At 59.2% G+C, this 13241-nt stretch carries 10 protein-coding genes and 1 pseudogene; 8 read left to right on the forward strand and 3 right to left on the reverse strand.

The genetic code is table 11. The features are described 5' to 3' along the window. Nucleotides 1-149 precede the first annotated feature (149 nt). The gene (locus OBACDRAFT_RS04455) at nucleotides 150-986 is read left to right on the forward strand and encodes a hypothetical protein (RefSeq protein ID WP_043583106.1); all 837 of its coding nucleotides are present in this window, start codon (nucleotides 150-152) and stop codon (nucleotides 984-986) included. Between the two features lie 68 nt (nucleotides 987-1054). Next, the gene (locus OBACDRAFT_RS04460; protein ID WP_043583108.1) at nucleotides 1055-2200 is read left to right on the forward strand and encodes an ATP-binding protein; all 1146 of its coding nucleotides are present in this window, start codon (nucleotides 1055-1057) and stop codon (nucleotides 2198-2200) included. 45 nt (nucleotides 2201-2245) lie between these two features. Here OBACDRAFT_RS04460 and nadB read toward each other — a convergent pair whose 3' ends face one another. The 3 genes from nadB to OBACDRAFT_RS04475 form a co-directional block, all read right to left on the reverse strand. Then, a complete protein-coding gene (gene nadB / locus OBACDRAFT_RS04465; RefSeq protein WP_043583183.1) occupies nucleotides 2246-3871 on the reverse strand; it encodes an L-aspartate oxidase in 1626 nt (541 codons plus the stop codon). A 296-nt stretch (nucleotides 3872-4167) separates the two neighbouring features. Next, nucleotides 4168-5010 carry a pantoate--beta-alanine ligase gene (gene panC, locus OBACDRAFT_RS04470; RefSeq protein WP_043583110.1) on the reverse strand — a complete coding sequence of 281 codons (843 nt, stop codon included), beginning with the start codon at nucleotides 5008-5010 and terminating at the stop codon, nucleotides 4168-4170. Between the two features lie 184 nt (nucleotides 5011-5194). Beyond that, nucleotides 5195-6106, reverse strand: coding sequence for a helix-turn-helix transcriptional regulator (locus OBACDRAFT_RS04475; protein WP_043583112.1), 912 nt, complete (start codon nucleotides 6104-6106; stop codon nucleotides 5195-5197). Nucleotides 6107-6235: 129 nt separating this feature from the next. Here OBACDRAFT_RS04475 and OBACDRAFT_RS04480 point away from each other — a divergent pair, with 129 nt between their 5' ends. The 6 genes and pseudogenes from OBACDRAFT_RS04480 to OBACDRAFT_RS26210 all read left to right on the forward strand — a co-directional run. Continuing rightward, nucleotides 6236-7834 (forward strand): beta strand repeat-containing protein, encoded by a 1599-nt coding sequence (locus OBACDRAFT_RS04480; RefSeq protein ID WP_043583114.1) that lies wholly within the window; start codon nucleotides 6236-6238, stop codon nucleotides 7832-7834. A 58-nt stretch (nucleotides 7835-7892) separates the two neighbouring features. Beyond that, complete coding sequence (locus OBACDRAFT_RS30540; RefSeq protein WP_081721813.1) at nucleotides 7893-8597, forward strand: type II secretion system protein; 705 nt, start codon at nucleotides 7893-7895, stop codon at nucleotides 8595-8597. A gap of 26 nt (nucleotides 8598-8623) precedes the next feature. Then, a complete protein-coding gene (locus OBACDRAFT_RS04490; protein WP_043583118.1) occupies nucleotides 8624-9181 on the forward strand; it encodes a hypothetical protein in 558 nt (185 codons plus the stop codon). Nucleotides 9182-9197: 16 nt separating this feature from the next. Further along, nucleotides 9198-10691: a glycoside hydrolase family protein gene (locus OBACDRAFT_RS04495; protein WP_052361128.1), complete on the forward strand. Its 1494-nt coding sequence runs from the start codon at nucleotides 9198-9200 to the stop codon at nucleotides 10689-10691. Between the two features lie 749 nt (nucleotides 10692-11440). Next, nucleotides 11441-12556 (forward strand): annotated as a pseudogene (locus OBACDRAFT_RS29330) (alpha-mannosidase); the annotation flags it as partial. 352 nt (nucleotides 12557-12908) lie between these two features. After that, a partial coding sequence (locus OBACDRAFT_RS26210; protein ID WP_232766639.1) for an efflux RND transporter periplasmic adaptor subunit occupies nucleotides 12909-13241 on the forward strand: 333 nt, incomplete at its 3' end.

Consider the following 13241-nt stretch of genomic DNA (forward strand, 5'->3'; position numbering starts at 1 on the left):
AAAGACTCACCCACCAAGACTGCATCCGTAGTCATCCAACCTAATCCGCACGCTGACCGACGTAGATTTTCGGAATCTGGCTCTCCGCCTGTTCCAGATATTCTTCATGGTAATCAGTTCCATTCCGATTCAGCATTCGTTCTTTCATCATGAAAACCATCCTGCTTTCCCTTCTGGTATTCAGTTTTTCCCCACAACTTATGCAAGCCGCTTCCGCAATCACTGCGGACGACATCGCCCGGCATCTCGGAATCACAATCTGGAAATTCGACCAAAACACACTCCCGCCCAAATTCTCCGCCTCGATTGTCGAAATCAAAGACGGGAAGGTCATCGGTGACTATGTTTCTCCGGCGATCTTCTCGTTTTCCGGCGACCTCGTCATCAGCGCCAGCGATAGCAAAGAAGGTCTGCGAGTCAGCATGGGCGTGCCAGAAACCACCGTCCGTAATCTTGAAAACAAAAATATCGGTTTTGGTGCCTGCCTCACTCGACCCAAATTTTTGCTCGACCAACCAATACTGCTGGCTGGCAACTTTCGGAAAAAAGTCGGAGCGGAGACCGAGGCCGTCGCTATCACCAACAAGATCGAAGACGTGGCTTCCGGCATCGCGCTCGTTGTCCGGGAGATTTTGCCTCCGATGGGAGTCTTTACACCGTGGATGAACAACAAAGAGATGGAGGTGTTTCTCGATCCCTTGGGGAAGAAAGATGCAAACAACAAAAACTTTTGGGACCGCGGCCACTGGCTTGCAGCCGTCGAAGGCCGGTGGGAAAGCGGACGCCCTCAATTTCGTCTGAAAATTGAAAAGTCTCCCAAGGGCAAAAAGCTCTGGTGGTTTTGGTGGTTCAACCAAGATCAGGAATCCTACAACAAGCACATCCACCGCTTGTCGGACGAGGGATTCGTGCTGGTGTCCGACAACTCGTTCGAATGGCCGGACGGCAGCCGCCGTTTCAGCGGCGTGTGGCACAAAGTCGAATAATTTCCCACAATCGGGACTACTGTTTTTTCCTTGTAAAATTAAAATGGATTTTATTTTTACAAGGAAAAATGATCCAGCGTAGTCAGTCTGAAGCTGCCATTGCCACGGGACTCAACGAGTTTCCCGTCACCATTTTACTTGGCCCGCGCCAATGCGGGAAAACAACGCTCGCCCGCGATTTCGCCGCTACTCACACAGGTGAAACCACGTTTTGGGACTTGGAAAACCCCAACGACCGGGCACGCCTCGCCTCGCCCATGCTCGCCCTCGAACGACTGCGGGGATTGGTCGTGCTCGACGAAGTTCAGCGAATGCCGGAATTGTTCGAAGTGCTGCGCGTTCTGGCCGACCGGCGTCCGATAAACACCCGTTTCCTGCTGCTGGGCAGCGCGTCGCCCAACATCGTAAAAAGCGTTTCGGAAACACTCGCCGGACGCGCCTGCTTCGTGGACATGCGCGGTTTTTCACTGGACGAAGTTGCGCCGGAAAATTGGGAAACGCTCTGGTTGCGCGGCGGTTTTCCCGACTCGTTTCTCGCCAGGTCCGGAGACGCCTCCATGCGCTGGCGAAACAACTTCGTGCGCACTTTTTTGGAACGCGACATGCCAGCCTTGGGCACGCGCACAGCGGCGGAGGAATCGCGGCGTCTCTGGACGATGCTCGCCCACTGTCACGGACAACTTTTGAACGTTGCCTCGCTGGCGGGGTCATTGGGCGTATCCGCATACGCAATACGCCAGCAGTTGGATTTGTTCACCGGCGCGTTCATGCTGCGCCAGTTGCCGCCGTGGTTTGAAAACGCGGGCAAGCGCGTCGTGAAAAGCCCGAAGGTGTATCTGCGCGACAGCGGCATCCTTCACAACTTGCTGGGCATTCCGACTGAGGATGCGCTGTTGGGGCATCCGATTTTGGGCGCGTCATGGGAGGGTTTTGCGATGGAGGAAACGCTTTCGGCGCTGGGCAATCCCGAGGCATGGCATTGGCGCACGCAAGCGGGCGCGGAACTGGACCTCCTTGTGTTGCGAAACGGGAAACGGCTCGGTTTCGAGTTCAAGCACACGTCCGCGCCCAGAACCTCCCGATCCATGCACAGCGCGTTGGAAGATTTGAAACTGGAAAAACTGTTCGTGGTGTATCCGGGCACGGATCGCTTTCCGTTGACTGAAAAGATCGAGGCACTCGGCATCACTCGTCTTGCGGAAATCAGCGTGTAGGCGTCCCCCCCCCCCCCCCCTGCCCTGCCGCATCTGTAACCGCATTCACATCCGCACGCAGCTATCCTGCGGGTCTCGCAGTTTTTTCGGATAATCGGCGATGGCGTGCAGGCCGCGACTTTCGTGACGTTGCAGGGCGCAACGCACCATGAGGTCGGCGACCTGAATCATGTTGCGCAGTTCAACCAGTCGCGAATCGACAGAGAAATTCCAATAGTAGTCATGTATTTCGCGCGCCAGATTGGCGATGCGCGTGCGGGCGCGTTCAAGACGCTTGGTCGTGCGCATGATGCTCACAAAGTCCCACATGGTGCGGCGCAGTTCGTCGCGGTTGTGCGTGATGACCACGCGTTCGTCGATGTCGCCGCCGCCAAGGTCCTGCCAGTCGGGAATGGAGAGGGGGGGGGGGGGATGCCGACGCAGCTTGCGCAGATAGTGGTCAACCGATGCCGCACCGCGATGCGCCATCACAACGGCTTCGAGCAGCGAATTGCTGGCAAGGCGGTTGGCGCCGTGCAGACCGGTGCAGGCGACTTCGCCACAGGCGTAGAGGCCGGGCAGCGTGGTCTCGGCGGCAACGGTAGTGGAAACTCCACCACACGTGTAATGCGCGGCGGGTACAACCGGGATCATGTCGGACGCCATGTCGATGCCGAGTTCGGTGCAGGCGGCGTGAATCTGCGGGAAGCGTTCGCGCAGCCAGGCGGATTTTTTGTGCGTGATGTCGAGCCACACATGGGGCGCGCCGCTCTTTTTCATCTCGGTGTCGATGGCGCGGGCAACGATGTCGCGCGGGGCGAGATCGGCGAGTTTGTGGTAGCCGGCCATGAAGGCTTCGCCAGCAGTGTTGCGCAGGATGGCACCTTCGCCGCGCACGGCTTCGCTGATGAGGAAGCGTTTGCCGGTGGTGGAGTAAAGCGCGGTGGGGTGAAACTGAGTGAACTCCATGTTGCGCACTTCGACGCCCGCCCGATACGCCATCGCAATGCCGTCGCCGGTGGCGATGTCGGGATTGGTCGTGTAGAGGTAAACTTGTCCCGCGCCGCCGGTGCTGAGGACGACCACGGGCGCGCGAAAGGTGCGCACGCGCTGGTCGTGCACATCGAGCGCATAGACGCCGAGCACTTGGTCGGGGGTGCGAGCGCGGGCGCGGGGGGGGGTGAGCTTGTGGCGCGTGATGACGTCGATGGCAAAAAAATGCTCGAAGAGCGCGATGCGTGATTCGCCAACGATGGCCTTGAGCAGGGCCTCCTCGATGGCTTTGCCGGTCATGTCCTTGACGTGCAGGATGCGGCGTTCGCTGTGCCCGCCTTCGCGTCCGAGGTCGTAGGGGCCGGGCGTGCCGCGGCGCGGACTGCGTTCGCGGGAAAATTCGAGGCCGAGGTCAACGAGTTCTTGGATACGCGCGGGGGCGTCGCTGACGATCTGACGGACGACGCGGCGGTCGCACAGTCCGTCGCCAGCGGCGAGGGTGTCGGCCACGTGTTTGTTAAAATCGTCGGTCTGCGCCGTGACGGCCGCAATGCCCCCTTGGGCGTGGTTGGTGTTGGAGTCGGCTTTGTCCTTTTTGGTCAGGATGGCGACGGAGTGCCCGGCGCGGGCGCACTTGAGCGCGAAGCTAAGGCCGGCAATGCCGCTGCCGATCACCAACACATCGTAATCGTTTTGCATGAGAAAAAACCTGAAATTAACCACAGAGGCACGGAGGCACAGAGGGCAAACCACGGAGGAGTTGCCAACGAAACCTTCCTGAAAGATCGTGCGCGGAAACACATGATTCCCCTCTGGGGATTTCTGAAAAGACAACCGCGAATAGTCGCGAATGAACACGAATAAAAAAGACAGGATTCATTGGTTCTATTCGCGTCTATTCGCGTTCATTCGCGGTTACGGTTTGGATCCTTCGGTTTTGGCGCAACCAATCCGTGATTCTCCGTGCCTCGGTGTCTCTGTGGTTCATTTCTGAATCACAGGACGATGTTGTCGATCAACCTTACCTCATCGACCCAGGCGGCGATGGCGAGGATGGCCTTGCCGGGGATCACTTCGCGGACGGGCTCCATCGTGCAACGGTCCACAAGCGACGCGTAAATGACGCGGATGCGGCGGTGCTGGCTGAGCAGATGCGTGACTTCGGCCACAAGCCGGTCGGCACGACGTTCGCCAGCGGCCACCATCTCGCGCGCCTTCGTCAGTGCCCGGCTGATCGCCAGCGCCTCCGTGCGTTGCGTCGAAGTGAGGTAGCGGTTGCGCGAACTCAAGGCCAGTCCGTCGGCCTCGCGCACGGTGGGCGCGGTGACGACATCGACGGTGAAATTGAGGTCGTTGACCATTTTTTTGATGACCGCCACCTGTTGCGCATCCTTTTGTCCGAACACCGCGAGGTCGGGACGGCAGATGTTAAACAGTTTGGCCACGATGGTCGTGACGCCGCGAAAATGCGTGGGGCGCGAAACGCCTTCGAGCGGACGCGCGATGAATTCCTCGTTGATGTAGGTCGAGTAGCCCTTCGGATACATCTCCGTCGCGATGGGGGCAAAAACGATGTCTGCGCCTGCGGCTTCGCACTTGGCGGCGTCGCTTTCCAGTTCGCGCGGATATTTGCTAAAATCTTCGCTGGGGGCGAATTGGGTTGGGTTGACGAAGATCGAGACGATCACGGTGTCGGCACGTTCGGCGGCGAGGCGGATGAGACTGAGGTGGCCCTCGTGGAGCGCGCCCATGGTGGGGACGAGCCCGATGATCTGGCCTTTGGAGCGAAGATCCTCGGCGAGAGTCTGCATTTCGAAAACCGATGTGATAGTCTGCATGGGTCCGGTCAGTGAGCGGCGGTGGCGGCGATGAACGTCGTGCGCGGTTGGCGCGAAGAGCCGTTACTAAAGATAGATATGTCCGGGGTTCAAGTCTTTGCCGGAGTAGTTGCCGGAATAGTTTTGGTCGGCTGGAAGCCAGACCTTCAGACCTTCGACGTTCAGACTTCAGACCTTCGACCGTTTATCCGCCCGCCAGTCGCAAGTCCGGCGCGGCGTAGGCATGTTTCCGATACCGGTGCGGAGTGACCCCAAACCGCCGTCGGAAGATTTTGTAAAAGTGCCCCAGATTTTCGAGACCGCAGTCTGCCGCGATGTCGATGATCTCGCGTGCCGTCGTGTTCAGTTCATGCGCCGCGTAAGTCATCCGCGCTTCATTGAGTATATCGGTTGGCGTTTTTTTGAGCAACCGCTGCACCTCCCGCGCCACATGCTCCGGACTGCGCCCCGCCAGTCGCGCCAGTTCCGCCGTGCCTCCGCGAAAATGCTCCGGTTTCTGGATACGCTTGCATGCGATGGACAACCACTCCGGCAGCACCTGCCGCGAATGTTGAACATTGACCAGCAGAGCCATCACCCCGGCCAGAAAAGCCTCCGCGCTCAATGCGTCGCGCGCGCCTGCTTCGAGATCGTGAGCCATTGCGCGCAACCGCTCCAGTTGCGCGGCATCGAGTTCGAACTCGCGCTTGCGATGGTCCTTCTCCGCAAACCACCCCCCTCCGCTCCCCCCGTTTCCATTCGCACCACCGCCGCCGTTGCCATTGCCGCCCCCGCGCGAGTCCCCCGTAAAATACCGCCGCCGCAACCGCTCCCACAACTCGCACGCGAATGCGAAATTGGCGAACCGCACAAACTGGCCCTTCCGCGCCGCTGAAAACCCATGCACATCCTCGCGCCGGATCAACACGAGCAATCCTGGAAACAACCGCCTCCGCTCGCCATTGATCACATGCACCCCCTCCCCCTCCTCGACCCAAAACACCTCGTGAAAAACATGTGTGTGGATCGACTGGTTCACATCAATCTGTGGATACTGCCAGAAAGCGAACCGGCAGACGTCCATCGGGAACTGAAACGAATAATCAATACGGGGCATGCCTCTTGGACCATGATCATTTCGTGTGCGCGAAGCAAGTTCGAGTGCCACGAGGAATGCATCAATTAAACGTAAAAAAAAGCCGGTTAACCGGAAGATAAAAATCCCCGAAACGCGTAATCTGATTCCATGAAACCGCTCCCCGCCTTGCTCCTCCGGTTGTGTGCCGGACTTTCTTTCATCCTTACCTCCAACCTTCTCCTCCATGCGGAAACCTATACATGGACAGGAGCCAGCACCACTAACACCAGTTGGAATACCGTCGAAAACTGGGATGCCAACGGCGTAGCCCAATCGGGCACGGATACAGAAATCATCCTCGCGAAATCCGGCAACTACACCGTCACTCAAAACACCGGTGCTGGCATGAGCTTCAACAAGCTCGTGTTCTCCGCCGCCAGTGGCAACGTCTCGATTGGTGGTACCAACTCCTTCGCAATCACCTCCGGAACTCCCGGCACCCCCGGCGAAATCCAGATGAATAGCAACGGCAGTTCCTCCATGAGCAATCAACTCACGCTGAACCGCACCTTCACTTATACCGGAAGTGGAACGGGACAGCTTCTCCTTAGCGGTATTGTGCAAGGCACAGGCGGCATCGTGGTGGATGCGGCAGGCATTCTTGCCCTCACAACGGCCAAGTCATTCGCAGGCGGTCTCACCCTGAAAAATGGAACGGTCACCCTGACGACAACCGGCGCTGCCGGCACAGGTGCCATCACCCTCGAAGGTGGCACCATCCGCAACAGCACCAGTACCGGCTACGTCACCACCACCTTTACCAACGCGCTCAATCTGTCCGGCGACACCCGCTTCGGCTCCAATGGTCAGCGCGCCCTCGAATTCACCGGCAACACCACGATTGCCGGCGACGCGACGACCCGTGAGCTCACACTTCACGCCGATGCCGCGACGACAACCAATCTCGTCCTTAGCGGGGCCATCACTGATAACGGCAAAAGCAACGGACTCACCTTCAAGGGAAGAGGCACCGTGCGTATCGGCGGTTCCAGCACAAATACCTACACAGGAGCCACCACCGTTGATTCAACCAACGTCATTCTTCTACTCGACAAAACCAATGGAGCCGACGCCACCGCGGGAGCACTCGTGGTGAAAGACGGCAAGGCCCTCATTGAAACCGGTATCCAGAAAGTCGGGGCACTCTCACTCCTCGGAGGCACCGCCAAAATCTCCAGCGGAGCCACACTCGCCACCGCCGGTATCGCCGAAATCCATGCCGGCACCCTCGACGGAACCGGCACCCTGCAAATTCTTGATGGCGGCGCCCTATCCCTCGGCGGTACAGGTCACGCGGAAACCGTCACCTTTACCGGTGGACTCAACCTCGCCGGTGGTTCCTCCCTCTTTTTTGACCTCGGGACTTCCTCTGATAAACTCACGCTGGACGGTCCGCTTACCGTAAGTGGCGATGGATCGATAACGCTTCACATCAGCAATGCCGGAGGGCTCGTCGCGGGCACCCCCTACACACTATTCAGCGTGGCCGGCGGTTTCACCGGCGTGGACAACGCCACAGCCAACGACCGCTTTACCATCTTGGGCACGGACATCACGGGAACATTCTCCATCAATGGCACCGATCTCATCCTCACGGTAACCTCGGCGATTCCCGAGCCTTCGACTTGGGTTTGGATCACAGGCACGCTTTCCCTGCTGATCGCCGCCAGAGTCCGCAAGCACTTGCGCACCTGCCGTATTGACTGACTACAATCGTCAACCTCTTTGGCGGCCATATGATGTCCCATGGCCGCACACCACTCTTATGAATTCCCCGTCTTTTCATACCCTTTCCAGTCTGAATCCCCGTCATCGAGGATTCACCTTGATCGAACTGCTGACGGTAATCGCGATCATCGGCATCCTTGCTGCGCTCTCACTTGTCGCAATCAGCCAAGTCCGCGAGTCCGCAAGCGTCGCCAAATGTGGCGCGACCCTGCGCGGGCTTTCGCAAGCCATGCTTCTCTGGTGCAACGATCATAAACAGTATTTCCCCGCTCTACAACCCGCAGACCATAAAACATGGTCCCGTGCCTTGATTAACGAAGGCTATGTTTCAAAAGCACCGGATTCGATGGCATGCCCAACTCAGGTAAAGAATGTGACCATACCCGACGATGTATGCCTGCGAAGCTACTTTTACGCGGTGCCTACGCTAAAAGACGCCGGAGGGAGTGCCCGCATCCCGCGGGCACTCAGCGACATTTCCAATCCAAGTCGCACCTACATGCTCGTTGAGCGTCACTTAAAAACAGTCACGAAAGGCGGCACCGCTGATCGTGAACATGAATACGGTGGTGAGGTGGGCGGAGACATTCTGTCCTTGGCCAACATCTATAACAATACCTTCCACAAAAATGGCTCGCGCAATTTTGCCTTCATCGATGGGCATGTCGAATTTCGCAACCCAGCCAAATCCCGGGCCGGAGTTCACGCCCCACCTTTCGGTCAAAACCCGTTCAATCCGTAACATTTTTTCCACTACATACCATCAGCATGCATCCCCTTGCCATCGCAACACTCGCAATCCTCCCTTTTCTGGCCGTCCCAAACCCGGCTCAGGCCGCTTCAGCAACTTCTCCCGCCAAGGGTTCCCTTGGTCTGCCAGCGGAAGGAACTTGGAAATTTTTCAACGGCAGGGAATTTCCCGGAGCCAACGGCAAATTGAATCTTGCCACCGAAGCAGACCAGACCACGGCCACAATATCCTACGATTTCAGCGGAGGCGGGCTGTATGTTTGCGCCCAAACCAAAACGGAAATTCCAGTCGGCACCGGAGAAATCCGCATCCGGGTGAAATCGGAGGAGCCTGGACCGGTTTCACTCCGCCTTGTCGATTCCACCGGCCAAAAGCTGAGCATCATGACAACCTACACCCAAGCCGGCGAATGGCAGGTGCTCCGTTTTCCCCTGAGTGGAAAAATCCGACACTTTGGCGGAGCCAACGATGGCAAAATACACTTCCCGGTCACCAGCCTCTCCCTGCTCGTCCACAAGAGCAGCCGCATTGAACCATCCGGAACGCTCTCCTTCACAAACTTCCAACTTCTGTAGCTCCCCTCCATTCGTCATGCAAATCACCCGCACCGTTTCATTCGGTCTCGCATTTTTTCTTTCCGTCCCGCCGTTGCTCGCATCCAAAAACGTGATACGCGACGATCGCATGGGCACCGGAGTTCATTTTCAGCAGGGGCCCACGTCCAACTGGAGAAACTACGACCTCGACAAAACCATGCCTCTGCTGGCCGAGTCCGGCATCACTTGGCTGCGCAACGCGATCTATTGGAGCCAAGTCGAAACCACCAGGGGCCGATACTCCATCCCCGAGGCAAGTCTGCGATGGATCGAAAAAGCCAACGAAGCCGGGCTCAAGGTCTCCATCACCTTCAACGGCGGCAACCCGCTTTACACCGACCGCTTCGATCCCGAAGCCTATGCCAAGGCCGCCGCATACGTGGCGAAAACCCTCGAAGGCAAAATCGGAGCCATAGAGATTCTCAACGAGCCCTACCACAAATCCTACGCAGGCTATTACAAGGGTGCCTGGAACGGCGTCGAAAAGGACGGCTCCATTTCGTCATGGGTTGGTAAATACGTAAAACTCATCAATACGGCCGCCCCCGCGATCAAGGCCGCCAATCCCGCAATCAAAGTCACCGGACTCGGCAGTGTTGCTCCGGTCAACTTCCGCCAGCTTGAGATGGGTATCGTCCCGGAAGTGGACGCCATCACCGATCACCCCTACAGTTATCGTCTCGTTCCCGAATTGCTTCCTTGGGCCGCCCAACCGTCCATCATCAGGCGCGATGGCATCGCTACTGCCGACGAAAAGGGAACCTTCACTTCCCAGATCGCCATGTATCGCGAGCGATCGGCAAAATTCAACGGTCCCAAAGAAATCTGGCTGACCGAATGGGGATGGTCCACCTATCAGGAAGCCAAGGCGGGAGGCATTTACGCAGGCTACACCGAAAGCGCTCAGGCCAAGTACATCTTGCGGCGTTTCGTCGAGAGCATTGGCGTCGGCGTCGAACGCAGCTTTCAATACGACTTCCGAGACGATGGTGCCGATCCCCATAATGCCGAGCACAACTTCGGTCTGCTGCGTTTGGACTACACACCAAAACCATCCTATTATGCCGTCCGGCGCCTTGCTGCCACCTTGGATAATGCCGAGCCGAAAGATAGCCTGACATTGGAATTCTTCCCGGCCGTTCCTCGTCCTGACATTCGCCCCGTTTCATGGGATGGAAGCCGTCTGGCTGCTCCCGGATCGATCAAGGGCTATCAATTTGTCAGTAAAAAAGGTGAGGCCAAGATATTCATCTGGTCAGCCGAGCGAGCCGACGGTGACACGCGCCCTCAATTGGCTGACATTGAGATCACACCACCTCTTCCCGATGGCCTCGAAGCGTCCTTCTATGACATTTACCTTGATCAAACCCGAAGTCACACAATCGAGACCAAAAATGGTCGCTCCCTCATTCGCCGAGTCACCATTCCTGATTCCCCCACGTGCCTGACGATTCCCAAATCGGCACTCCAAGCACAGCCAGCCAAATGACGTTCTTCTCGCGTCACTAAAACGCCAAAATGTCCCTGAACACCGAATGGCGCACTCGCGTCGAATCTTGGATCAAGGCCCTCGACCAACTCGTTTACGAGCCCGCCGCGCCCATCGCGCTCGAAGCGTTTTTCACCTACGACCAGCTCACGGCCGACGAAGCCATGCGTCGCGACGACTTTGCGCCCATTGCTCCCGGCACCCGCTGGGGCAGCAAATGGCAATACGCCTGGTTCCGCGGACAAATCCCCCCCCTCCCCCCCTCCCCTGCCACCAACGAACACCCCGTCCTCCACGCCGGACACCCCACCCCGCAATTTGGCAACGACCTCTTCGGCGAATGGCGCGTCTTCATCGACGGCATCGAAATCGGCTCCCGCGACTGGGCGCACGTTTACCTCCCTGTAACGCGGGCATCTCACCCGCATTCTCCAACCCCTGCGGGCGAGACGCCCGCGCCACTCCAGTTTCTTGCCGAAGCCTTTGGCGGCCCCACACGCGTAGGCGCTGGCGGCGGCCCCGCGCTCCACGGCATTCCCACCGTCCCCCCCCTCCCCCCGCAGCAACGCATCCTCCCCGAAGTCACCATCGGACACTGGCGCGAAGACATCTTCCAACTCGCGATGGACGCCCGCACCCTCCTCGACCTGCGCGACCAACTCGACCCCGACACCCTCCGCGTCGCCGAAATCGACGCCGCCCTGCGCGACTTCACCCTCATTGCCGACTTGGAACTCCCCTGGCCGGACATGCGCCCCACCCTCCACCGCGCCCGCGAACGCCTCGCCCCCCTCCTTGCCTGTCGCAACGGCAGCACCGCCCCCACCCTCTTCTGCGTCGGCCACAGCCACCTCGACATCGTTTACCAATGGCCCCTCAAGGAATCCGAACGCAAAGTCGCCCGCACCTTCGCCAACCAACTCGGCCTCATGGAGCAGTATCCCGAATACCGATACCTCCAGAGCATGCCCGTTCTCTACGACATCGCCCAAAAACTCCACCCCCACCTCCACGCCCGCGTCAAGGACGCCGTCCGCCGCGGCCAGTGGATCCCCGAAGGCGGTATGTGGACCGAAGCCGACACCAACCTCCCCGGCGGCGAATCCCTCATCCGCCAATTCCTCTACGGACGCCGTTATTTCCAAGACGAATTTGGCGTTGAAAGCACCTTTGCCTGGCTGCCCGACACCTTTGGCTTCACCGGCTCGCTCCCCCAGATCATGACCGGCTGCGGCATCACCCACTTCGGCTCCGCCAAACTCTTCAGCGTCTTCGTCGAAGCCGGCGACCCCTTCCCCTACACCACCTTCTGGTGGGAAGGCATCGACGGCACCCGAATACTTGCCCACATCGTCCCCTCCTACGGCATCACGACCAACCCCAAATCCATTGCCGCGCAATGGACGCAAAACCCGCAAAAAGACGGCATTCGCGCCCGCATGGCCGTTTACGGACACAGCGACGGAGGAGGCGGCTGCGAACGCGCCCACCTCGAATACCTCCGCCGCTCCGCCGACCTCGAAGGACTCCCCCGCTGCCAGCACGCCACGCCGTCACAATTTTTCGAATACCAACAACAACAACCCGACCCCCTCCCCACCTACACCGGCGAACTCTATCTCCCCGCGCACCGTGGCTGCTACACCACGCAAGCCGCCCTCAAACGCGGCAACCGCCTCTGCGAAGTCCAACTCCGCGAAGCCGAACTCTGGTCCGCCATCGCGCACCTCCTCACCCGCCACGCCCCCCCCCCTGCCTATCCCCACGCCGAGCTCGAAAGCGCCTGGAAAAAAACACTCTTCAATCAATTTCACGACATCCTGCCCGGCTCCTGCATTGAACGCGCCGCGAAAGAAGCCCGCGAACTTTATTCCGAATCCCTCGCCGAAGCCACCGCCGTATCCGAAACCGCCTTACAAACCATCGCCGCCACCCTTGGCGCGGCAGCGCCTGGGACCGCCGGCATCCTGCCGGCCTCAAGTGACGCGGGCGTCCCGCCCGCCGTAGGGGCGTCGCTTGCGACGCCCGCGCCAGCCGGACAGATTTATCGAAGACGAATGCCAGAAGAGCCTTCGCAGGCCGAAACGCAGTCGCGGGCTTCGCAAGCGAAGCCCCTACAACGAAGTGATGCGGGCGTCCCGCCCGCAATCGTTGCCCCTCAGCGTGACGCGGGCGTCTCGCCCGCCACCGCCACCGTCTCCACTGGTTCGAACTTCGATGTTGGACGTTCGGCGTTGGATATTGGACGTTCGGGGCAAAGCCCCGCTCCCCCCCCCCCCGACTCGCGTAACGCTAACCACCCCCTCTGCTCCCGGCCGCACCTGGACCGCTCCCATCGCCTACATCGACACCAATCTCAATCCCGCCACGCGCACCGCCCGCGCCCGTATCGAACTCGACAATACCGACGCCGCCCTTCGCCGCGGCCAGACTGCCTACGCCGGCCTCTCCGCCACGCTCGCGCCCGATGCCCTTCTCGTCCCGCGCACCGCCGTTCTTCACACCCGCGACCACCCCATCGCCTGGGTCGCCAAACCCGGTTCCAACAAC

It is taken from the genome of Geminisphaera colitermitum TAV2 (genome assembly GCF_000171235.2).
Lineage (GTDB): Bacteria > Verrucomicrobiota > Verrucomicrobiia > Opitutales > Opitutaceae > Geminisphaera > Geminisphaera colitermitum.

Bases quoted from the DNA above. Each gene is read 5' to 3' on its own strand.
- OBACDRAFT_RS04455 (WP_043583106.1), top strand. From the start codon at position 150: ATGAAAACCATCCTGCTTTCCCTTCTGGTATTCAGTTTTTCCCCACAA.
- OBACDRAFT_RS04460 (WP_043583108.1), top strand. From the start codon at position 1,055: ATGATCCAGCGTAGTCAGTCTGAAGCTGCCATTGCCACGGGACTCAAC.
- nadB (WP_043583183.1), bottom strand. From the start codon at position 3,871: ATGCAAAACGATTACGATGTGTTGGTGATCGGCAGCGGCATTGCCGGC.
- panC (WP_043583110.1), bottom strand. From the start codon at position 5,010: ATGCAGACTATCACATCGGTTTTCGAAATGCAGACTCTCGCCGAGGAT.
- OBACDRAFT_RS04475 (WP_043583112.1), bottom strand. From the start codon at position 6,106: ATGCCCCGTATTGATTATTCGTTTCAGTTCCCGATGGACGTCTGCCGG.
- OBACDRAFT_RS04480 (WP_043583114.1), top strand. From the start codon at position 6,236: ATGAAACCGCTCCCCGCCTTGCTCCTCCGGTTGTGTGCCGGACTTTCT.
- OBACDRAFT_RS30540 (WP_081721813.1), top strand. From the start codon at position 7,893: ATGAATTCCCCGTCTTTTCATACCCTTTCCAGTCTGAATCCCCGTCAT.
- OBACDRAFT_RS04490 (WP_043583118.1), top strand. From the start codon at position 8,624: ATGCATCCCCTTGCCATCGCAACACTCGCAATCCTCCCTTTTCTGGCC.
- OBACDRAFT_RS04495 (WP_052361128.1), top strand. From the start codon at position 9,198: ATGCAAATCACCCGCACCGTTTCATTCGGTCTCGCATTTTTTCTTTCC.